The sequence below is a fragment of the Pseudomonas sp. JDS28PS106 genome (assembly GCF_036706555.1).
Classification (GTDB): domain Bacteria; phylum Pseudomonadota; class Gammaproteobacteria; order Pseudomonadales; family Pseudomonadaceae; genus Aquipseudomonas.
In genome coordinates this window covers 360,234-380,560 of sequence record NZ_JBAJGT010000005.1, presented here as the reverse complement: position 1 = coordinate 380,560, position 20,327 = coordinate 360,234, and the positions used below count along the sequence as shown (strand labels likewise).

20 protein-coding genes are annotated in these 20,327 nt (G+C 62.4%); 13 read left to right on the top strand and 7 right to left on the bottom strand.

What is annotated here, in order from left to right:
• Positions 1 to 11 precede the first annotated feature (11 nt).
• The 11 genes from nadD (at position 12) to lipA (ending at position 10,149) form a co-directional block, all read left to right on the top strand.
• Positions 12 to 671 (top strand): nicotinate-nucleotide adenylyltransferase, encoded by a 660-nt coding sequence (nadD, locus tag TRP66_RS11110; protein WP_333401764.1) that lies wholly within the window; start codon positions 12 to 14, stop codon positions 669 to 671.
• 59 nt (positions 672 to 730) lie between these two features.
• Positions 731 to 1,117: a ribosome silencing factor gene (gene rsfS / locus TRP66_RS11105; protein ID WP_333401701.1), complete on the top strand. Its 387-nt coding sequence runs from the start codon at positions 731 to 733 to the stop codon at positions 1,115 to 1,117.
• A gap of 9 nt (positions 1,118 to 1,126) precedes the next feature.
• A complete protein-coding gene (rlmH, locus tag TRP66_RS11100; RefSeq protein ID WP_333401700.1) occupies positions 1,127 to 1,594 on the top strand; it encodes a 23S rRNA (pseudouridine(1915)-N(3))-methyltransferase RlmH in 468 nt (155 codons plus the stop codon).
• Between the two features lie 28 nt (positions 1,595 to 1,622).
• Entirely contained in the window at positions 1,623 to 3,518 is a 1,896-nt protein-coding gene (mrdA, locus tag TRP66_RS11095) for a penicillin-binding protein 2 (RefSeq protein ID WP_333401699.1), read from the top strand.
• Positions 3,519 to 3,549: 31 nt separating this feature from the next.
• Positions 3,550 to 4,653: a rod shape-determining protein RodA gene (rodA, locus tag TRP66_RS11090; protein WP_333401763.1), complete on the top strand. Its 1,104-nt coding sequence runs from the start codon at positions 3,550 to 3,552 to the stop codon at positions 4,651 to 4,653.
• 17 nt (positions 4,654 to 4,670) lie between these two features.
• Positions 4,671 to 5,681, top strand: coding sequence for a lytic murein transglycosylase B (gene mltB, locus TRP66_RS11085; protein ID WP_333401698.1), 1,011 nt, complete (start codon positions 4,671 to 4,673; stop codon positions 5,679 to 5,681).
• Positions 5,681 to 6,703, top strand: coding sequence for a septal ring lytic transglycosylase RlpA family protein (locus tag TRP66_RS11080; RefSeq protein ID WP_333401697.1), 1,023 nt, complete (start codon positions 5,681 to 5,683; stop codon positions 6,701 to 6,703). The genes mltB and TRP66_RS11080 overlap by 1 nt, the downstream gene beginning before the upstream one ends.
• A gap of 257 nt (positions 6,704 to 6,960) precedes the next feature.
• A complete protein-coding gene (locus tag TRP66_RS11075) occupies positions 6,961 to 8,121 on the top strand; it encodes a D-alanyl-D-alanine carboxypeptidase family protein (RefSeq protein WP_333401696.1) in 1,161 nt (386 codons plus the stop codon).
• 93 nt (positions 8,122 to 8,214) lie between these two features.
• The gene (locus TRP66_RS11070; protein WP_333401695.1) at positions 8,215 to 8,490 is read left to right on the top strand and encodes a DUF493 domain-containing protein; all 276 of its coding nucleotides are present in this window, start codon (positions 8,215 to 8,217) and stop codon (positions 8,488 to 8,490) included.
• Positions 8,490 to 9,146 (top strand): lipoyl(octanoyl) transferase LipB, encoded by a 657-nt coding sequence (gene lipB, locus TRP66_RS11065; RefSeq protein ID WP_333401694.1) that lies wholly within the window; start codon positions 8,490 to 8,492, stop codon positions 9,144 to 9,146. Before TRP66_RS11070 ends, lipB begins: the two co-directional genes overlap by 1 nt.
• Entirely contained in the window at positions 9,139 to 10,149 is a 1,011-nt protein-coding gene (gene lipA / locus TRP66_RS11060) for a lipoyl synthase (RefSeq protein WP_333401693.1), read from the top strand. The genes lipB and lipA overlap by 8 nt, the downstream gene beginning before the upstream one ends.
• A 154-nt stretch (positions 10,150 to 10,303) precedes the next feature.
• Here the strand turns inward: lipA and TRP66_RS11055 are convergent, their stop codons facing one another.
• The 5 genes from TRP66_RS11055 to leuS form a co-directional block, all read right to left on the bottom strand.
• Positions 10,304 to 11,632 (bottom strand): lytic murein transglycosylase, encoded by a 1,329-nt coding sequence (locus tag TRP66_RS11055; RefSeq protein WP_333401692.1) that lies wholly within the window; start codon positions 11,630 to 11,632, stop codon positions 10,304 to 10,306.
• Positions 11,633 to 11,716: 84 nt separating this feature from the next.
• Positions 11,717 to 11,872, bottom strand: a complete 156-nt coding sequence (gene arfA / locus TRP66_RS11050; protein ID WP_125831790.1) for an alternative ribosome rescue factor ArfA — start codon at positions 11,870 to 11,872, stop codon at positions 11,717 to 11,719.
• Between the two features lie 161 nt (positions 11,873 to 12,033).
• Complete coding sequence (holA, locus tag TRP66_RS11045) at positions 12,034 to 13,071, bottom strand: DNA polymerase III subunit delta (protein ID WP_333401691.1); 1,038 nt, start codon at positions 13,069 to 13,071, stop codon at positions 12,034 to 12,036.
• Between the two features lie 39 nt (positions 13,072 to 13,110).
• Positions 13,111 to 13,716, bottom strand: coding sequence for an LPS-assembly lipoprotein LptE (locus tag TRP66_RS11040; protein ID WP_333401690.1), 606 nt, complete (start codon positions 13,714 to 13,716; stop codon positions 13,111 to 13,113).
• A gap of 89 nt (positions 13,717 to 13,805) precedes the next feature.
• Entirely contained in the window at positions 13,806 to 16,412 is a 2,607-nt protein-coding gene (gene leuS, locus TRP66_RS11035) for a leucine--tRNA ligase (protein WP_333401689.1), read from the bottom strand.
• A 309-nt stretch (positions 16,413 to 16,721) separates the two neighbouring features.
• Here leuS and TRP66_RS11030 point away from each other — a divergent pair, with 309 nt between their 5' ends.
• A complete protein-coding gene (locus TRP66_RS11030) occupies positions 16,722 to 17,093 on the top strand; it encodes a hypothetical protein (protein WP_333401688.1) in 372 nt (123 codons plus the stop codon).
• 85 nt (positions 17,094 to 17,178) lie between these two features.
• On the top strand, positions 17,179 to 17,940 hold the full coding sequence (locus tag TRP66_RS11025) for a YdcF family protein (RefSeq protein WP_333401687.1): 762 nt from the start codon (positions 17,179 to 17,181) through the stop codon (positions 17,938 to 17,940).
• Between the two features lie 3 nt (positions 17,941 to 17,943).
• Here TRP66_RS11025 and lnt read toward each other — a convergent pair whose 3' ends face one another.
• Positions 17,944 to 19,464: an apolipoprotein N-acyltransferase gene (lnt, locus tag TRP66_RS11020; protein WP_333401686.1), complete on the bottom strand. Its 1,521-nt coding sequence runs from the start codon at positions 19,462 to 19,464 to the stop codon at positions 17,944 to 17,946.
• Positions 19,465 to 19,484: 20 nt separating this feature from the next.
• Positions 19,485 to 20,327 (bottom strand): HlyC/CorC family transporter, encoded by an 843-nt coding sequence (locus tag TRP66_RS11015; protein ID WP_333401685.1) that lies wholly within the window; start codon positions 20,325 to 20,327, stop codon positions 19,485 to 19,487.

Below are 20,327 nucleotides of genomic sequence, written 5' to 3'. Positions count from 1 at the left end.
CTGTCGCCGCGATGCCCAGACGTATCGGCATCCTCGGGGGGACCTTCGATCCGGTGCACATCGGCCACCTGCGCGGTGCGCTCGAAGTCGCCGAATTGCTCGAACTCGACGAGTTGCGCCTGACGCCCAGCGCCCGGCCGCCGCATCGCGATCTGCCCGGTGTGACCGCGCTGGACCGCCTGGCGATGGTGGAATGCGCGGTGGCGGGCGTGTCGCCACTGACTGTCGACGATCGTGAGCTGAAGCGCGACAAGCCTTCGTATACCATCGATACACTCGAATCGATGCGCGCCGAGCTGGGCACGGACAATCAGCTGTTTCTGCTGCTGGGTTGGGACGCATTCTGCGGCCTGCCGGGCTGGCACCGGTGGGAAGAACTGCTGGACCATTGCCACATTGTGGTACTGCAGCGACCGGACGCCGACAGCGAGTCGCCGGACGCTCTGCGAAACCTGCTGGCGGCGCGCGCCGTCAGCGATCCCAAGGCCCTGAACGGGCCGGCGGGCAAGATTACATTCGTCTGGCAGACGCCCTTGTCGGTGTCTGCCACCCAGATCCGACAGCTGCTGGCCAGCGGCAAGTCGGTACGTTTTCTGGTGCCGGACGCAGTACTGGCCTACATCGAAGCGCACGGGTTCTATCGTGCGTCGAACACCGATGGAGCGCCCTGAAACAGCTTCGATAGACAAGCGTTTGGGCGTTTCCACACTATGAGTTGAATGAGTTTCTTATGACCAAGCAAAAAATGAGCAGTGAAGAAGTCGTCGCGCTGGCAACCGCCGCGCTGGAAGACGTCAAAGGTACCGATATCCTCGCCATCGACGTGCGTGACAAGACCAGCATCGCCGATTACATGCTGATCTGCACCGGTACCTCCAACCGCCAGCTGAACGCGCTGGTCGACAACGTTCGCGAGAAGGTCAAGGCCGCCGGCCTGATGCCGCTCAGCGAAGAAGGCAAGGGCGACAGCGACTGGGTTCTGCTGGACCTGGGCGACGTCCTGGTTCACGTGATGACCGCCGCCGCGCGTCAGTTCTATGACCTGGAGCGTCTGTGGCAGGGCGCCGAGCAAAGTCGCGCTGCCAGCGCCGCGCACCATACTCCGGGCCACGAATAAGGCATCACTGTGCGTTTGCGTCTGATCGCCGTTGGTTCACGCATGCCTAAATGGGTGGAAGAGGGTTGGCATGAGTATGCCAAGCGTCTGCCGCCCGAGCTTGCCCTGGAGCTTGTGGAAATTCCGCTCAATACCCGCGGCAAGAACGCCGACGTGGCGCGCCTGATCCGTCAGGAAGGCGAAGCCATGCTGGCCAAGGTTCAGCCAGGCGAGCGGATCGTCACCCTCGAAGTGCACGGCAAGCCTTGGAGTACCGAGCAACTGGCGGTCGAGCTCGACCGCTGGCGGCTGGATGCGCGCACCGTCAATCTGATGGTCGGCGGTCCCGAGGGGCTGGCGCCGGAAGTCTGCGCCCGCAGCGAGCAACGCTGGTCGTTGTCGCCCCTGACGCTGCCGCACCCGCTGGTGCGCATCCTCATTGGCGAACAGATGTATCGCGCCTGGACGGTCCTGTCCGGGCACCCTTATCACAAGTAGCACCGCCTTTATTGTGAACACGGCCTAAATGTCTCAACCGATCCGTCTCAAAGACCACGAGAAAGACGCCCGCCTGGTGCGCGGACGGGTCGTGGTCGGTGCGGTGGCGATCATGTTTCTGGTGTGCGTGCTGATTGCCCGGCTGTACCTGCTGCAGGTCATCCAGTACGACTACCATTCCACCCTCTCCGAGAATAACCGGGTTCACGTCCAGCCGATTCCGCCGAGCCGGGGGCTGATCTTCGACCGCAATGGCGTCGTGGTCGCCGACAACCGGCCCAGCTTCAGCCTGAGCGTGACCCGTGAACGTTCCGGGGAGTGGTCCAAGGTGCTCGACACCATTGTCGAGGTGCTGCAGCTCACGCCGGACGACCGGGTGATCTTCGAAAAGCGCATGAAACAAGGGCGTCGGCCATTCGAACCGGTGCCGATTCTGTTCGAGCTGACCGAAGAACAGATCGCCCTGATCGCCGTCAATCAGTTCCGCCTTCCCGGTGTGGAAGTGGTGGCCCAGCTGGTGCGTCATTACCCGCAGGGTCCGCACTTCGCGCACTCGGTGGGCTACATGGGGCGCATCAACGAGAAAGAACTCAAGACCCTCGATCCGGTGAACTACAGCGGCACTCACCATATCGGCAAGACCGGCATCGAGCGCTTCTACGAGTCGGAGCTGCATGGTCAGGTCGGCTATGAGGAAGTCGAAACCAATGCCCGAGGCCGGGTATTGCGGGTGCTCAAGCGCACCGACCCGGTGCCTGGCAAGGACATCGTCCTGAGCCTGGACATCAAGTTGCAGGAAGCTGCCGAAGCGGCCCTGGGCGGGCGGCGTGGCGCGGTCGTGGCGCTCGACCCGGCGACTGGCGAAGTGCTGGCAATGGTCAGCGCGCCGAGCTTCGACCCGAACCTGTTCGTGACCGGCATCAGCTTCAAGGCTTACGCCGAACTGCGCGATTCCATCGACCGGCCGCTGTTCAACCGCATCTTGCGCGGCCTGTATCCGCCGGGTTCGACCATCAAGCCAGCGGTGGCCATCGCCGGGCTGGATGCCGGTGTGGTGACACCCGGTTCTCGGGTGTTCGACCCCGGTTTCTATCAGTTGCCCAACTATGACCACAAGTACCGCAACTGGAACCGCAGCGGCGACGGCTGGGTCGACCTCGATACCGCGATCATGCGCTCCAACGACACCTACTTCTACGATCTGGCGCACAAGCTGGGCATCGACCGGCTGGCCGCCTACATGAATCAGTTCGGGCTGGGCCAGAAGGTGTCGCTGGACATGTTCGAAGAGTCCCCGGGCCTGATGCCGTCGCGGGACTGGAAGCGGGCAACCCGCCGTCAGGCCTGGTTCCCTGGCGAAACCCTGATTCTCGGGATCGGCCAGGGCTATATGCAGGCCACGCCGCTGCAACTGGCTCAGGCCACGGCACTGGTGGCGAACAAGGGCAAGTGGAATCGTCCGCATCTGGCCAAGACCATCGAAGGCAAGGCGCCGGTGGACGAGAACCCCATGCCTGATATCGTTCTGCGCGACCCGGCGAACTGGGCGCGGGTCAATCACGGCATGCAGGAAGTGATGCATGGCGCGCGCGGCACGGCGCGCAAGGCTTCGATCGGCGCGCAATATCGCATTGCGGGCAAGAGCGGGACCGCACAGGTCGTCGCCATCAAGCAGGGCGAGAAATACGATCGTACCAAGGTTCAGGAGCGTCACCGCGACCACGCCTTGTTCGTCGGCTTTGCGCCGGCCGACAACCCCAAGATAGTGGTGTCCGTCATGGTCGAGAACGGCGAGTCCGGTTCCGGCGTCGCGGCGCCTGTGGTTCGTCAGGTCCTGGACGCCTGGCTGCTCGATGAAAACGGCGTGCTCAAGCCTGAGTACGCCAGCTCCCGGAATCTGGAGGCTGCGGCCCGTGAAGAGTAGTTTTGACCGCGTCCTGTCCAGCGAAGACGTGATGCGCCGCCGCGCCACCTTCCTGCAGCGCATCCACATCGACGGCCCGCTGTTGATCCTGTTGCTCACCCTGGCCGCCGGCAGCCTGTTCGTGCTGTATTCGGCCAGCGGCAAGAACTGGGACCTGCTCATCAAACAGGCCAGTTCGTTCGGTATCGGCATGGTGGCCATGGTCGTGATCGCCCAGTTCGAGCCGCGTTTCATGGCGCGCTGGGTGCCAGTGCTGTATGTGATCGGCGTGCTGTTGCTGGTCGTCGTGGACGTCATGGGTCATAACGCCATGGGTGCCACCCGCTGGATCAACATTCCGGGGGTCATCCGCTTCCAGCCCTCGGAATTCCTCAAGATCATCATGCCGGCGACCATCGCCTGGTATCTGTCCAAGCGCACTTTGCCACCGGACCTCAAGCACGTCGCCGTCAGCCTGGCGCTGATCGGTGTGCCGTTCATCCTGATCGTCCGTCAGCCGGATCTCGGCACCTCGCTGCTGATTCTCGCCTCCGGCGCCTTCGTGCTGTTCATGGCCGGCCTGCGCTGGCGCTGGATTCTCAGCGTGCTGGCCGCCGCCGTGCCCGCAGCGGTCGCGATGTGGTTCTTCTTCATGCACGACTATCAGAAGCAGCGCGTGCTGACCTTCCTCGATCCGGAAAGCGATCCGCTCGGCACCGGCTGGAACATCATCCAGTCCAAGGCAGCGATCGGCTCGGGCGGCGTTTTCGGCAAGGGCTGGCTGCTGGGCACCCAGTCGCACCTCGACTTTCTGCCCGAGAGCCATACCGACTTCATTATCGCGGTACTGGGCGAGGAATTCGGCCTGGTGGGCATCTGCGCGCTGCTGATCATCTATCTACTGCTGATCGGACGTGGGCTGGTCATCACCGCTCAGGCGCAGACGCTGTTCGGCAAGCTGCTCGCCGGCGCGCTGACCATGACGTTCTTCGTCTACGTCTTCGTCAACATCGGCATGGTCAGCGGTCTGCTGCCAGTAGTGGGCGTGCCCCTGCCCTTCATTAGCTACGGTGGAACTTCGCTCGTGACGCTGCTGTCAGCGTTTGGGGTTTTGATGTCGATCCATACGCATCGCAAATGGATTGCCCAGGTTTGATTAAGGTGAACAACTCAATGCAAGCAATGCGCAACTGGGCTCGATATGCACCGGTGGTCAGCCTGGTGGGCATCCTTGGATCGATGCAGGAAGCGATCGCGGCAGGCGAGTACGAAGGCTCGCCGCAGGTTGCAGCGTTCGTCGGCGAAATGACCCGCGACTATGGCTTTGCCGGCGAGCAGTTGATGGACGTGTTCCGTGAAGTGGAGCGCAAACAGCCCATCCTCGATGCGATTTCCCGTCCGGCCGAACGGGTCAAGCAATGGAAAGATTATCGGCCGATGTTCATCACTGACGCCCGCATCGCGCGCGGCGTCGATTTCTGGCGCCAGCACGAGGCCGCCCTGGCCCGAGCCGAGCAGGAATACGGTGTCCCGGCGCAGATCATCGTGTCGATCATCGGCGTGGAAACATTCTTCGGCCGCAACACCGGCAACTTCCGCGTCATGGATGCATTGTCCACGCTGGGCTTCGACTACCCGCCGCGTGCCGACTTCTTCCGCAAGGAATTGCGTGAATTCCTCCTGCTCGCCCGGGAGCAGCAGCTCGACCCGCTGACCCTCAAGGGTTCCTACGCGGGCGCGATGGGCCTGCCGCAGTTCATGCCCAGCAGTTTCCGCGCCTATGCCGTCGATTTCGATGGCGACGGACATATCAATATCTGGACCGATCCGGACGACGCCATCGGCAGTGTCGCCAGCTATTTCAAGCGTCATGGCTGGGTCGCCGGCGAACAGGTCGTCAGCCGCGCCAGTGCCAGCGGTCAGCAGGTGGATCAGGGTCTGAGCCCCGGTCTGGACCCCGTTATGTCGGTTGGGGAGTTGCGAGGGCTGGGGTGGGCGAGTCATGATGCGCTGCGCGACGACTTGCCCGTCACGGCGTTTCGCCTGGAAGGGGCGAGCGGCCCCGAATACTGGTTGGGATTGAACAATTTTTATGCAATCACCCGTTATAACCGCAGTGTGATGTACGCCATGGCCGTGTATCAGCTATCCGAATCCTTGGTTCAAGCTCGAGGCGTCAAGTAATGCGGGCAGTGCCGAAGGTTAAAACTTTGAAAATTCTGGCGCTGGCTGGGTTGGCGATGCTCGTCGCCAGCTGCTCTTCGCCTTCCAGGACCACCCAGCCGGGCAAGGCCGGCCCTGTGGTTCGTGCCACGCCGGGCCTGGATATCAACCGTGCCCACAAGGACGGCGCGCCCTGGTGGGATGTCGACGTATCGCGTATTCCCGACGCGACGCCGACCGTACACACCGGTCCCTACAAGGCCAACCCTTATACCGTGCTGGGCAAGACCTACTTTCCGATGAGCGAGTCCAAGCGTTATGTCGCTTCGGGCACTGCGTCGTGGTACGGCACCAAGTTTCACGGCCAGAACACCGCCAACGGCGAAGTCTACGACCTGTACGGCATGAGCGCGGCGCACAAGACGCTGCCGCTGCCCAGCTACGTCAAGGTCACCAACCTGGACAACAACCGCACCGTGATCCTGCGGGTAAACGACCGGGGGCCATTCTATTCCGACCGGATCATCGATCTGTCCTACGCGGCGGCCAAGAAGCTCGGCTATGCCGAGACCGGTACCGCGCGGGTCAAGGTCGAAGGCATCGATCCCCAGGAATGGTGGGCGCAACGCGGGCAACCGGCGCCGCTGCTGCTCAATCAGCCGCAGGTGGTCGCCAAGGCCCAGGCGGCAACGATCACGGCGTCAACCGGCACCGTCGAGCAATATACACCGCCGCCCCAGCAACACGCGGCACCCGCCGCGCCGCTGCCGGTCGAGGCAAAAAAAAACGTTTCAGGACCAGCCGCTGGGCTGTTTCTCCAGGTCGGAGCCTTCGCCAACCCGGACGCTGCGGAACTGTTGAGATCCAAACTGAGCGGGATGGTGCGAGCGCCTGTGTTCGTGAGTTCGATTGCCCGCAACCAGCAGACGCTCTATCGCGTCAGACTGGGTCCGATCGACACGCCGGGTGAAGCCCAGCAGTTGCAGAACAGCGTCAGGCTGGCCAACCTCGGCCAGCCCAGCGTAGTGACATCGGATCAGTAAACGCCCGGCAGCATCGGGTGCGTTCAATCGCCGCCTCCCGGCAACAGTGGGAAGCGGCAGCGGTCGCCGGCAGCGCGTACTTGCCATCAGAGCAAGCGGTGCGGGCGAGCGTCCACAAGGTCGTGTGTCGAACAGGCGATCTTGTCAGCCAGGGTGTGAGCCTGGCGCCATGAGCCGTGCCGGAGCCTCAGGCTTCGCCGGTCTGTTCAGCTTTGCCCGCAAGGGCATGTTTGCCCATTAGCAATTTCGAGAGACGGATGAACATCACCACCTTTGCAAAACGTTTGTGCCTGCTTGTGCCACTGATCATCGCCCCGAGCGCCTGGGCCGTAGAGCAGATGACACCGGCTGCCCCGCAGCTGGCCGCCAAATCCTACGTGCTGATGGATGCCAGCAGTGGCAACGTCCTGGTCGAGAACAACGGTGACCAGCGTCTGGCTCCGGCGAGCCTGACCAAGCTGATGACGGCCTACATTGCGACCCTGGAAATCCGTCGTGGCCAGATCGGCGAGAACGATCCGGTCACCGTCAGCGAAAACGCCTGGCGCACCGGCGGCTCGCGGATGTTCATCAAAGTGGGCAGCCAGGTCACCGTCAGCGACCTGCTGCACGGCATCATCATTCAGTCCGGCAACGACGCCAGCGTCGCGGTGGCCGAGCACATCGCCGGCAGCGAAGACGCCTTCGCCGACATGATGAACAAGACGGCCGCCGACCTGGGCCTGACCAACAGCCACTTCATGAACCCGACCGGTCTGCCGAACCCCGAGCACTACTCGTCGGCTCATGACATGGCCAAACTGGCTCGCGCCATCATCCACGAAGACCCGGCTCACTACGCGATCTACTCGCAGAAGGAGTTCTTCTGGAACGGCATCAAGCAGCCCAACCGCAACCTGCTGCTGTGGCGCGACAAGACTGTCGACGGTCTGAAGACCGGTCACACCGAAGAAGCCGGCTACTGCATGGTGTCCTCGGCCGTTCGTGACGGCATGCGTCTGATCGCGGTAGTGTTCGGCACCAACAGCGAACAGGCTCGCGCGGCGGAAACCCAGAAGCTGCTGACCTACGGCTTCCGCTTCTTCGAAACCCAGAACTTCTACCAAAAGGGCACCGAACTGGCCCAGGCGCCAGTCTGGAAAGGCACGGCGCGTCAGGTCAAGGCGGGTCTGGCGCAAGACCTGACTCTCACCATGCCTAAAGGCGAGATGAAGAAGCTGACCGCCAGCATGACCATGAACCCGCAGATCACCGCGCCAATCGCTCAGGGCGACGTCATCGGCAAGGTCGAAGTGAAGTCGGAAGACAAGGTGGTCCACACGGCGAACCTCATCGCGCTGGAGCCCGTTGAAGAAGGTGGCATTTTCCGCCGCCTGTGGGATAGCATTCGCCTGTTCTTCTACGGCTTGTTCAACTGACCTTTAAGTAATCAATGCCGACCTTCTCGCGGCCCGCTCGAGATTCGAGCGGGCCGCGTGTCCGTCGTCACGGCTTGTGAGACCTTTACTGCCATGACAGATACCGACGTCAAGTCGCACAAAATCGAATTTCCCTGCAACGACTACCCGATCAAGGTGATCGGCGACACTAGCGTGGGCTTCACCGATGCCGTCATCGAAATCCTGAGCAAGCACGCCAAGGTAGACCTCGCTACCCTGGCCGAGCGCCAGAGCAGCAACGGGAAGTACACCACCGTGCAGCTGCACATCGTCGCCACCGGCGAGGACCAGCTGCGCGACATCAACAGTGCCCTTCGCGCAACGGGCGTCGTGCACATGGTGCTTTGATGGCGCAGGTTCTGGGTTTTCGTGATCTGGGCCTGCTCGATTACGAACCCGCCTGGCATGCCATGCAGCGCTTCACCGACGAGCGCGATCGGGACACCGCGGACGAGATCTGGCTGGTCCAGCATCCGTCCGTGTTCACCCAGGGGCAGTCGGGCAAGGCCGAACATTTGCTGGTGCCGGGCGATATTCCTGTCGTACAGGTCGATCGTGGCGGCCAAGTAACCTATCATGGCCCCGGCCAGCTGGTGGCGTACCTGATGCTCGACGTCAGGCGCCTCGGTTTCGGCGTTCGCGATCTGGTCACCCGGATGGAGAACGCCCTGATCGCCGTGCTGGCCAGTTACGGCGTAACGGCCGCGGCCAAGGCCGATGCCCCTGGCGTCTACGTCGACGGCGCGAAGATCGCGTCGCTCGGCCTGCGCATTCGTAACGGCTGCTCGTTTCATGGACTGGCGTTGAACGTCGACATGGACCTGGCGCCGTTTCGCCGGATTAACCCCTGCGGCTATGCCGGGCTGGCAATGACCCAGCTTCGCGACCATGCAGGGCAGATAGAATTTTCCGAGGTCAGTGCGAGGCTGCGCGCGCAGCTCGTCAAGCACCTCGACTATGCTGAGCAGGCGACCCTTACGGGCGGAATACATTCTCATGACTGATACCGTGCAAACCCTGATTCCCACGCTTGACGTATCCGAGCGTGCGGCCCGTCCGAAAGTCGAAGCCGGCGTAAAGCTGCGTGGTGCGGAGAAAGTCGCACGCATCCCGGTAAAGATCATTCCGACCGTCGAACTGCCCAAGAAGCCGGACTGGATCCGGGTGCGCATTCCGGTGTCTCCCGAGGTCGACCGCATCAAGCAACTGCTGCGCAAGCACAAGCTGCACAGTGTCTGCGAAGAAGCGTCCTGCCCGAACCTGGGCGAGTGCTTCTCCGGCGGCACCGCGACCTTCATGATCATGGGCGACATCTGCACCCGTCGTTGCCCGTTCTGCGACGTAGGCCACGGCCGTCCGAAGCCTCTGGACGCCGATGAGCCGAAGAACCTCGCAGTCGCCATCGCTGACCTGCGCCTCAAGTATGTCGTCATCACTTCGGTTGACCGTGACGACCTGCGTGACGGCGGCGCCCAGCATTTCGCCGACTGCATCCGCGAGATTCGCGCGCTGTCGCCGGGCGTTCAGCTGGAAACCCTGGTGCCTGACTACCGCGGCCGCATGGACGTGGCGCTGGAAATCACCGCGGCCGAGCCGCCGGACGTCTTCAACCACAACCTGGAAACCGTGCCGCGCCTGTACAAGGCCGCGCGTCCGGGCTCCGACTACCAGTGGTCGCTGACCCTGCTGCAACGCTTCAAGCAGATGGTGCCGCACGTGCCGACCAAATCCGGTCTGATGCTGGGTCTGGGCGAAACCGATGACGAGGTCATCGAAGTCATGCATCGCATGCGCGAGCACGACATCGACATGCTGACTCTGGGCCAGTACCTGCAACCGTCGCGCAACCACCTGCCGGTGCAGCGCTTCGTGCACCCCGACACCTTCGCCTGGTTCGCCGAGGAAGGCTACCGCATGGGCTTCAAGAACGTCGCCTCCGGCCCGCTGGTGCGATCTTCATACCACGCTGACGAACAGGCCAAGATCGCCAAGGCCGGACTGGTCTGATCTTCGCCACGCGCAGCAAATAAAAAAGGGCCGGATAGCAATATCCGGCCCTTTTTTACACCGTCCCCCGTAGGAGCCAGCTTGCTGGCGATAGCCTGATCACATTGTCCCTATCGCCAGCAAGATGGATCGCCGCCCGCTGGCTCCTACGGGGTCACGGCTGACGCAGCCGGTTCAGCAGCTCATGAGTGGGATATCCATCCGCAGGCCAGCCGAATGACTGCTGCGCGCTGCGAATCGCCTTGCGTGTATTGGCGCCTATGATGCCGTCAGGCGCGCCCGCGTCGTATTGACGGGACGACAACAGGGTCTGCAACTCGATGCGCTCGGAGCGGCTCAGCGGCAGGTCTGAGCGCGGCCAGCTGCCCACGACATAGCCCGCGCCCTTGAAACGATCCGACAGCAGGCTAATCGCCAAGGCGTAGGACGTAGAGTTGTTGTACTTCAGAATCGCCCGGAAATTATCCAAAACCAGGAAGGCCGGACCGCGATAGCCGGCCGGCAGCAGCAATGTCGCCTGCTGCTGACTGGAAGCGACCGGGATCGCCGAGCCATCCGGCTGCTTCAGGCCCAGTTGCTGCCATTCGGCCAGACTCTTGCGGGTCGTGGCATCGGCGAGGGAGTAGTCGAAGCCTGAAGCCAGTACCACTTCAAAGCCCCACGGCTGGCCGCGCTGCCAGCCCGAGCTTTGCAGGTAGTGAGCAGTGGACGCCAGAGCGTCCGCCGGCGTGTTCCAGATGTCGCGGCGGCCATCGCCGTCGAAGTCCACGGCGTGGGTGTTATAGGTGGTGGGGATGAATTGCGTCTGGCCCATGGCCCCTGCCCAGGAGCCCAGCATCTTGTCTGGCGTGATGTCGCCTTGCTGAAGGATCTCCAGTGCCGCCAGCAACTGACTTTGAGCGAATCCAGGACGGCGGCCTTCGTAAGCCAAGGTCGCCAGCGAGCGAATCACCGACTGCGAACCCTGGAATCCGCCGAAGTTGCTTTCCATGCCCCAGACGGCCACCAGCGCCTGACGGTCGACGCCGTACTGCTGCTCGATCTTCTGCAGGTCGTCGGCATACTGCGCGAGCAGCGCCTGGCCCTTGCGCACCCTGGCGGCCGAGATGGCGCCGTCCAGATATTCCCAGACCGGACGACTGAATTCCGGCTGGCTGCGGTCGGCCTTGACCACGCTCATGTCCGGCGTGACGCCGGCAAACGCGCGGTCGAATACCTCCTCCCGGATCCCGGCTTTCAGAGCCTGGGCGCGGAAACCGGTCTGCCATTCGGCGAAAGTCATCGCTGGCTGGATCGTCAGATTCTCATCGACATTCAATGTTGGTGTCGGCGCCGCGACGGGAGCGACAGCGGGTGCCTTGCCGGTCTGGAGGGGCGTTGCATCAGCGGCAGTGGGTTTTTCTGCGCAGGCTACCAGCAGGATGAGGCTGGAAACGGCAAGGAGAGGGCGCAACTGCGGGCGCTGGGTAAAACAGAAAGGCATGCTTGGGTCCAGGAGGATTACCGACAGATATAGACCTTAACACGGCGAAGCGGTCGAAAGCGCCCCCGTCAACATGCGGAAATGTCAGGCAGCCAGAAAGCAAGAAGCCTCCCAGCTTTTAGACTGGAAGGCTTCGCGGCGGTAGCTGCCCTTGCCTTTGGCGGGTCGTTCCTGACGGCTGCGGAACAATGGCTGGGCGACGATGGATTTGGCCTTGTTGGGCCGTTTCGGCTTGCTCATGGCTGAGGCTCCTGGGCTGGTGTTTGCGACGCGCATGTTCGGGCAAAGATGGGCGACTGTCCAATAGTTGTCCGCTATGAGTCATAACCTGTAGGAGCCAGCTTGCTGGCGATTCGCCCCATCGCCAGCAAGCTGGCTCCTACGAGCGTCGTGTGGGTGGATTATTCCGCAGGCAACGCCAGCCGCTGCCCGGCCATCAGCAATGCCAGACGACTCAGGCTGCTCCAGGGCGATCCGGTGGCCTGGCCCTTGATCTGGGCATCGATGCGCTGGGCGTCCAGCAGCAGCTGGCTCCAGCGCTTGGCGGTATGACGTTTCAAGGCTTTGCTCATCAGCGGCTTGCGCTTGTCCCAGACGGGCGGACGCGCGGAGCTGAAGATTTTGTCCAGTGGAATGCCCTGGCTGAACTGCAACGACATGGTCGCCAGCGCGCGCAGTTCGCGGGTCAGTGCCCAGAGAATCACGGGCGTTTCGACCCCTTCGCCGCGCAGCCCTTCGAGTATGCGCAGCGCATGCGCCGCTTCGCCGTTGAGCACCGCGTCGGTCAGGCCGAAGACATCGAAGCGCGCACTGTCCGCCACAGCGGCCTGCACCGTTTCGACGGTCACCTGACCGTCTTCGGCCATCAGCTTGAGCTTTTCGATTTCCTGCGCGGCAGCCAGCAGGTTGCCTTCGACCCGGGCCGCGATCAGTTCCACGGCGTCCTGGGTGGCCGACAGCCCCGCCTGGGACAGGCGTTGGCGAATCCATTGCGGAAGCTGACCGATATCCACCGGCCAGATCTGCACGAACTGAGTCTGCGCGCCTTCGATCAGCGCCTTGCCCCACTTGGTCTTCTGAGCGCTGCCATCGAGTTTCGGCAAGCTGATCAGCAGCAAGGTGTCTTCGGCTGGGCGGGAGCAGTATTCCATGAGCGCAGCGGCGCCCTTGTCGCCGGGCTTGCCGGACGGCAGGCGCAGCTCCAGCAGGCGACGTTCCGCGAACAGCGACATGCTGGCGCCTGCCTGCAACAGCGATCCCCAATCGAAATTGGCGTCGGCGCTGAAGACCTGGCGCTCGTCGAAGCCCTGCCGGCGCGCGGCACCGCGGACGGCGTCCGCGGCTTCCTGGCACAACAACGGGTCATCGCCACTGATCACGTACACTGGCGCGAGCGTGCCTTGCAGGTGTTTGTCGAGTTGGGCGGGGGCGAGTTTCATGGCGGGGTATACCGGGGCCAGTTGCCTGGCCCCTCCGGATTACCTGTTCGGGATTTCGACAGGCGATTGTTGCGGAGTCTCGTCGCGGATTCGCTGAGCCGCTTCCAGCGCGTCCTGTTCAGCCTTGGCAACGGCGTCGGCCTTGGCTTGCAGTTGCTCCAGACCGGCAGGCGTCAGCTGTTGCAGGCGAGCCATGGTGCGCTGGATCAGTTCGTTGCGCATTTCAGTGCGGGCACGTGAGGCTTCCTGATCGGAGCCGGTCAGGTTGTTGCCGTCATGAATGTAGGACTGATCGACGATGACCTCGTCGCCGGTCAAAAGACGATCACGCTCGCCGCGAACTTCGTACTTGAGCGTCGTGGTCAGCAGGTATTCGGCCGCACGGCTTGAGCCGGTCGTGCTGATAGTGCGCTGATCTTCTCTCTCGCTGACCAGCACCAGCTTGTAAGGCGCGCCGGTGTAAACCTTCACGCCCGAGTTGGTGAGCGTGCGAGTCAGCTGGGTGACGGTTTCGCCGTATAGGTTGCGCGCGCTGACATCCAGCTCCTTGAGAGCCATCTCGTTAGTGCCAGTACCACGCAGCTGGAATCCGCAGGCGCTCAGCATGACTGCGAGCCCCATTACCAGCAGATTGCGTTTGATCATCTTGTTGCTCCCCTCGAATCCGTTTGGGACGTCATGGCGTACCCGGGAAATGTGTGCGGCGCCCGACTCGCGTCGGGCGCGCGATCCAATCAGCTTGCGACGATGTTGACCAGTTTGCCCGGCACGACGATCACTTTGCGGATCGTCAGGCCGTCGATGAAGCGCAGCACGTTCTCGTTGACCCGGGCGGCGGCTTCGATTTCTTCACGGCTGGCGCCGGCGGGCAGTTCGATATGGCCGCGCAGCTTGCCGTTGACCTGAATCACCAGTTGCAGGGTGTCCTGCACCAGAGCGCTTTCATCCAGCGCTGGCCAGCCTGCGTCGATGACCGGCGTGGTCTTGCCGAGCGCGTTCCACAGTTCGTGGCTGATGTGCGGCGTGATCGGTGCAAGCAGCAGCACGACGGTTTCCAGACCTTCCTGCAGCAGAGCGCGGTCCTGTCCGGTCGCCTGTGGCGCTTTTTCCAGCACGTTCATCAGGGTCATGACCTGGGCAACAGCGGTGTTGAATTTCTGATGCTGGCCGATATCGACGCTGGCTTGTTTGATCGCCTGGTGAATGGAGCGACGAATCGCCTTCTGGTCGTCGTTCAGAGCGGTCAGGTCCAGGGCGCCCGCGGGACCCTGGGTGACATGCGCCTGAGCCAGACGCCAGACGCGGCGCAGGAAGCGGTGCGAACCTTCGACGCCGGAGTCGGACCATTCCAGACTCATGTCAGGCGGCGAGGCGAACATCATGAACAGACGGCAGGTGTCGGCGCCGTATTGGTCGATCATGGTCTGCGGGTCGATACCGTTCTTTTTCGATTTCGACATCTTCTCGGTGCCGCCGATCTCCACCGGCAGACCGTCGCTGGTCAGGACTGCGCTGATGACCTTGGCCTTGGCGTCACGCTCCAGCGTCACGTCGGCGGGGTTGATCCAGGTCTTCTTGCCGTTGGCTTCCATGCGGAAGTAAGTCTCGGCGTTGACCATGCCCTGGGTCAGCAGGTTCTTGAACGGCTCGTTGGACGTGACCAGCCCTTCGTCGCGCATCAGCTTGTGGAAGAAGCGGGCGTACAGCAGGTGCAGAATCGCGTGTTCGATACCGCCGATGTACTGATCCACAGGCAACCAGTGATTGGCCGCGCCAGGCTCGACCAGGCCGCCTTCATAGTGCGGCGACGCGTAGCGGGCGTAGTACCAGGACGACTCGACGAAGGTGTCCATGGTGTCGGTTTCGCGCTTGGCCGGCGCGCCGCATTTCGGGCAGCTGCATTCGTAGAATTCCGGCATGCGCGCCAACGGCGAACCCGCGCCATCGGGTACGACGTCTTCGGGCAGGACGACAGGCAATTGATCTTCCGGGACCGGCACGTCGCCACAGGCATCGCAATGCACGATCGGAATCGGGCAGCCCCAGTAACGCTGGCGGCTGATGCCCCAGTCGCGCAGACGGAACTGGGTGCGGGACTGGCCGAGATTCTTTTTCACCAGTGCGGTTTCGATGGCGTCGAACGCTGCCTGGAAGTCCAGGCCGTCGAAGTCGCCGGAGTTGATCAGCACGCCGTGTTCGCCGTAAGCGGCCATCCACGGCGCCGGGGTCAGATCGCCGACACTGGTGCGCACCACCGGCTTGATCGGCAGATCGTATTTGGTGGCGAACTCGAAATCGCGCTCGTCGTGGGCAGGAACAGCCATGACCGCGCCGTCACCGTAGTGAATCAGCACGTAGTTCGCGACCCAGACCGGGAGTTTTTCGCCTGTCAGCGGATGCTCGACGAACAGCGAGGTCGGCCGACCCTTTTTCTCCTGAGTGGCGACGTCGGCTTCAGCGACGCTGCCGGCTTTGCATTCCTCGATGAAGGCCCGCAATTCGGCATCGTCACGCGCCGCCAGGGTCGCCAGCGGGTGCTCGGCGGCCACCGCGACATAAGTGGCGCCCATCAGCGTATCGGGACGGGTGGTGAACACCTTCAGTGCGCCGGCCTCGCCGATGGAAGCCTGATGGTACGGGAACTGCACTTCCATGCCGCGCGACTTGCCGATCCAGTTGCGCTGCATGGTCTTGACCTGCTCGGGCCAGCCCGGCAGCTCGTCGAGGCTTTCCAGCAGTTCGTCGGCGTAAGCGGTGATCTTGAAGTAGTACATCGGGATTTCGCGCTTTTCGATCAGCGCGCCCGAACGCCAGCCACGGCCGTCGATGACCTGCTCGTTGGCCAGTACCGTCTGGTCGATCGGGTCCCAGTTGACCGTGCCGTTCTTGCGATAGATGACGCCTTTCTCGAACAGGCGAGTGAACAGCCACTGCTCCCAGCGGTAGTAGTCCGGCTTGCAGGTCGTGACTTCCCGCGACCAGTCGATCGCCAGGCCCAGGCTCTTGAGCTGGGCTTTCATGTAGGCAATGTTTTCGTAGGTCCACTTGGCCGGCGCGACGTTATTGTCGATGGCGGCGTTTTCCGCCGGCATGCCGAACGCGTCCCAGCCCAGCGGTTGCAGGACGTTCTTGCCCTGCATGCGCTGGTAGCGCGAGATCACGTCACCGATGGTGTAGTTGCGCACGTGCCCCATGTGCAGCTTGCCGCTGGGGTAAGGGAACATCGACAGGCAGTAGTAGGTTTCCTTGCCTGGCTGTTCACTGACTTCAAAAGACTTTTGCTCTTCCCAGAAGGTCTGGGCGGCGGCTTCGATTTCGCGGGGCTGATAGAGTTCGTGCATGGCTACTTTTACTAAGGATGGGTGACCCTTGACCTCTTCGTTGCTTCGCCGAGTCTCGTTGCCACCGTTTGCCTGGCGGTGTGTCACCCTGGCGGTGCATCCGGGCTCAAGAGAGCGGAAGTGGAATTACAGGAAGCGTCGTAGCATACATGAGCCCCGACGACCGAGGGAAACCCTGATTGCGTGACCTCCGGCAAAACCGCGTGGTTGAGGGGTTCGCTTGCCCGTTGGTCGCAGTTCCCGGCCGGTTTTCCCAGCAGCGCTAAGCTCATTGACGAGGGTAATGTTTATCTTCGATGAGGTGAGCGGATGACAGAGTTGCAGCACACAGTAAGCACTCCTGAGCTGTATGAACGTTTGATCAATCGTCTGGGACTCGCTCTTGAAATGGCGAGCACCGCTGTCCGGCTCCGAAACGAGTCGCCGGCGGAGCTTGAGCTCAAAGGGTTGAGCAGTGCCGAGTTCGAGCTGATTGAGGCCTACCTTGAAAAAGGTCCGAGGGCGGCAAACGGGGCTGTTAAGGGTAAGTCTGAGGGCAGTTTCATTGTTCCGACGGGACACGCTGATTCGATAGCCAAATCGCACGATCGCGCCAGTGTCATCTGGCTCGATGAAAAACGGCGCGGCAAAGCCTCGAAGCGGTCGAGCCGCTACAGTTCACACAGCACTTTCAAGCTTTAAACCAGCCCAGGGAACGAACCCTGTTCACAAGCATTGTTGCTTGGCACCATTCCTTTTAGGCTTCGGGCATCCAGGAGATGCCCCAATGCCTTTACGTTACCTGTTCAAGACACTCTTGCTGCCGCCGGGCATTCTGCTCGTGCTGCTGCTGATGGCCTGGTGGTTGCGCCGTTCTCGACCGAGGACCGCGGCGCTGTGCTTTGCGCTCGGATTGGGCGGGCTCTGGCTGATGAGCCTGCCGATCGTGGTCGAGCGCGCGGCCAGAGCGCTTGAACAGGATGCGCCGTTGCCGCGCGATCAGTGGCCGTCGCTTGCCAGTCGGGCCGATGTGATCGTGGTGTTGGGCAGCGGTCGAGAGCGCCACGACCCGGTCTGGGGCGAGGATGTGTCGACGGGAACCGGACTGGAGCGTTTGCGTCTGGCGGCACGCCTGGCGAAAGAGTCCGGACTGCCGATCCTGACCACCGGAGGTCTGCACTATGGCGAACCGCCTAGCGAAGCGCAGATCATGGCACGTTCGCTTGAGCAGGACTTTGCAACACCGGTTCGCTGGCAGGAAGGACGCAGCCGTACCACCTGGGAAAACGCCACCTTCACTGCACAAATGCTCGAACCGCTGGGCATCAAGCGCGTGGCGCTGGTTACCCAGGCCTGGCATATGCCTCGCGCTCGCTGGTGTTTCGAACAGGCCGGGCTGGAAGTCGTGGCCGCGCCGGTAGGGTTTCTGGGTGTGGACAATGCCCGGCCGTTCGGCGGCTGGTTGCCGGAAAGCCGGGCGATTACCCAGAGCGGTGCACTGCTGAATGAGGCCGCCGGGTTGATGATGTACCCGCTGGCCTACCCATAAACGTCAGACGGTCTTCGAGATCCGGGCTGCCAGCAGAGCCCACCCGAAAATCAGCAGACAACCAATCGCCAGCGGCCAGGAGCGCCAGCGCAGGTAGGGCGTCAGCTCATGCATCGGCACCACTTCGCCGTACAGTACGGCGCGCTGGAACTGGGGGATCTGGGCGGTGATCCGGCCGAACGGGTCGATCAGACCTGTCACGCCATTGTTGGTGGCGCGAATCATCCAGCGTCCGGCTTCCAGCGCCCGCATCTGAGCCATCTGCAAATGCTGCAAGGGGCCGATGGAAGTCCCGAACCAGGTGTCATTACTGACCGTCAGCAACAGATCGCTGCGAGCTGAAAGCCCGGCGGCAAATTCCGGGTAGACCACTTCGTAGCAAATGAAGGGCGCTACCTGGTAGCCCTTGGCTTGCAACAGCGCCTGATCATCCGGGCCGCGGGCGAAATCCGACATCGGCAGGTCAAAGAACGCGATTAGTCCGCGCAACAGGTCTTGCAGCGGGACGTATTCGCCAAACGGCACCAGTTTCTGTTTGTAGTAAAGCCCGTCACCCTGGCCGGTTACCGTGATGCCATTGTAGTAACGGTTTTCCCCGCGCTCGTTGCGCTCGCGTACCGGCACGCCGGTGATCAGCGCCGCGCCCCGGTCGCTGGCGAAGCGCCCCATCATGGTCAGGTAACCGTCGGCGTTCTCCTTGAGTACCGGTACGGCGGTTTCCGGCCAGACGATCAAGTCGGCCTGGCGGGATGTGAAAGTCATGTCCCGGTACAGTTCAAGCTGGGCGGTCAGCTGGGCCGGGTCCCATTTCATGCTCTGTTCGATATTGCCCTGCAAGACCGCCACTTTCAGCGGATCGCCCGCTGGCGAGGTCCATGCATGGTTCTTGAGCGTCATGCCCGCGACCCATGGGGCGAGCAGCAGCACCAGACCCAGGGCCAGGAACGATTTACGGGCACGCAGTCGATGCAGGTTGCACAGCAGCGCCGCGGTGAGCGCCAGCGCAAAGGAAATCAGCCACACGCCACCCAATGGCGCCAGTCCGGCCAGCGGGCCATCGAGTTGACTGTAACCGGAATACAGCCAGGGGAATCCGGTAAGGAACCAGCCCCTGAACGCTTCCTGCAACAACCACAGCGCGGCGAAGGCGAGAGCGTCAGCCAGCGGCGCTTCGTTTCTGCGCAGCCAGCGTGCCCACAGCCAGGCGGGGAGGGCGAAGAACAGCGCGATGGCGGCGATGAACGCCAGCATCAGCAGGCCGGCGAGCAGCATCGAGGCCCCACCGTAGGTGTGAATGCTGACGTAGATCCAGCTGGTGCCGGCGCCGAACAGGCCGAAACCGTAGCACCAGCCGCGACCGAACGCCTGACGTGGTGTCAGACCGCGCATCCCGAGGTAGAACATTCCGACAGCGACCAGCGCCAATGGCCAGAAGTCGAAAGGCGCCAACGCCAGGGTCGTGACGCCGCCGGCCGCCACGGCCAGCAGATTACCGGGCCAGCCGGGGCGGGTTATCCAGCGCATTTCATTTCCTTGAGACGGTATTACAGGCGTGAGATCGGGGTCAGGCGCAGCAAGTGAATGCGACGGCTGTCGGCGCTCAGAACGCGGAACCGGTAGGCACCGATTTCAGTGATCTCGTTGCGCTTGGGCAAGTGGCCAAAGGCGTTCATGACCAGCCCGCCTACGGTGTCGAATTCATCGTCCGAGAACTGGCTGTCGAAGAATTCGTTGAAGCCTTCGATCGGGGTCAGTGCCTTGACCAGGAAATCGCCGCTTGGCAGAGGCTTGATGTAGCTGTCTTCCTCGACGTCGTGCTCGTCTTCGATGTCGCCGACGATCTGCTCGAGCACGTCTTCGATGGTCACCAGACCCGCCACACCGCCGTACTCGTCGATAACGATGGCCATGTGGTTATGGTTGGCGCGGAATTCGCGCAGCAAGACGTTCAGACGCTTGGACTCGGGCACGAATGTGGCCGGGCGCAGCAAGGTCTTGATGTCGTCGCTGTCGCCATCCGCCTTGAGGATCAGCGGCAGCAGGTCCTTGGCGAGCAGTACACCAAGCACGTCGTCATGGCTTTCGCCGATGACCGGGTAGCGCGAGTGCGCGGCATCGATGACCGCGGGCAGGAACTCCCGTGGCGTCTGGCTGGCCTTGATGCTGATCATCTGCGAGCGCGGCACCATGATGTCGCGTACTTGCAGGTCAGCCACCTGAATGGCGCCTTCGACGATGGCCAGGGCCTCGGTGTCCAGCAGTTTGTTCGTGTGGGCTTCGCGCAGCAGCTCAAGCAGCTCCTGGCGGCTTTTGGGCTCATGGACAAAAGCCTGGGTCAGTTTACCCAGCCATGACTTTTGTCCGTTGGTCGATCGATCTTCGCTCAT

Excerpts from the sequence above, each read along its gene's own strand:
- nadD (WP_333401764.1), top strand. The coding sequence starts at position 12 with ATGCCCAGACGTATCGGCATCCTCGGGGGGACCTTCGATCCGGTGCAC.
- rsfS (WP_333401701.1), top strand. The coding sequence starts at position 731 with ATGACCAAGCAAAAAATGAGCAGTGAAGAAGTCGTCGCGCTGGCAACC.
- mrdA (WP_333401699.1), top strand. The coding sequence starts at position 1,623 with ATGTCTCAACCGATCCGTCTCAAAGACCACGAGAAAGACGCCCGCCTG.
- rodA (WP_333401763.1), top strand. The coding sequence starts at position 3,550 with ATGCGCCGCCGCGCCACCTTCCTGCAGCGCATCCACATCGACGGCCCG.
- mltB (WP_333401698.1), top strand. The coding sequence starts at position 4,671 with ATGCAAGCAATGCGCAACTGGGCTCGATATGCACCGGTGGTCAGCCTG.
- TRP66_RS11080 (WP_333401697.1), top strand. The coding sequence starts at position 5,681 with ATGCGGGCAGTGCCGAAGGTTAAAACTTTGAAAATTCTGGCGCTGGCT.
- TRP66_RS11075 (WP_333401696.1), top strand. The coding sequence starts at position 6,961 with ATGAACATCACCACCTTTGCAAAACGTTTGTGCCTGCTTGTGCCACTG.
- TRP66_RS11070 (WP_333401695.1), top strand. The coding sequence starts at position 8,215 with ATGACAGATACCGACGTCAAGTCGCACAAAATCGAATTTCCCTGCAAC.
- lipB (WP_333401694.1), top strand. The coding sequence starts at position 8,490 with ATGGCGCAGGTTCTGGGTTTTCGTGATCTGGGCCTGCTCGATTACGAA.
- lipA (WP_333401693.1), top strand. The coding sequence starts at position 9,139 with ATGACTGATACCGTGCAAACCCTGATTCCCACGCTTGACGTATCCGAG.
- TRP66_RS11055 (WP_333401692.1), bottom strand. The coding sequence starts at position 11,632 with ATGCCTTTCTGTTTTACCCAGCGCCCGCAGTTGCGCCCTCTCCTTGCC.
- arfA (WP_125831790.1), bottom strand. The coding sequence starts at position 11,872 with ATGAGCAAGCCGAAACGGCCCAACAAGGCCAAATCCATCGTCGCCCAG.
- holA (WP_333401691.1), bottom strand. The coding sequence starts at position 13,071 with ATGAAACTCGCCCCCGCCCAACTCGACAAACACCTGCAAGGCACGCTC.
- TRP66_RS11040 (WP_333401690.1), bottom strand. The coding sequence starts at position 13,716 with ATGATCAAACGCAATCTGCTGGTAATGGGGCTCGCAGTCATGCTGAGC.
- leuS (WP_333401689.1), bottom strand. The coding sequence starts at position 16,412 with ATGCACGAACTCTATCAGCCCCGCGAAATCGAAGCCGCCGCCCAGACC.
- TRP66_RS11030 (WP_333401688.1), top strand. The coding sequence starts at position 16,722 with ATGACAGAGTTGCAGCACACAGTAAGCACTCCTGAGCTGTATGAACGT.
- TRP66_RS11025 (WP_333401687.1), top strand. The coding sequence starts at position 17,179 with ATGCCTTTACGTTACCTGTTCAAGACACTCTTGCTGCCGCCGGGCATT.
- lnt (WP_333401686.1), bottom strand. The coding sequence starts at position 19,464 with ATGCGCTGGATAACCCGCCCCGGCTGGCCCGGTAATCTGCTGGCCGTG.
- TRP66_RS11015 (WP_333401685.1), bottom strand. The coding sequence starts at position 20,327 with ATGAGCGAAGATCGATCGACCAACGGACAAAAGTCATGGCTGGGTAAA.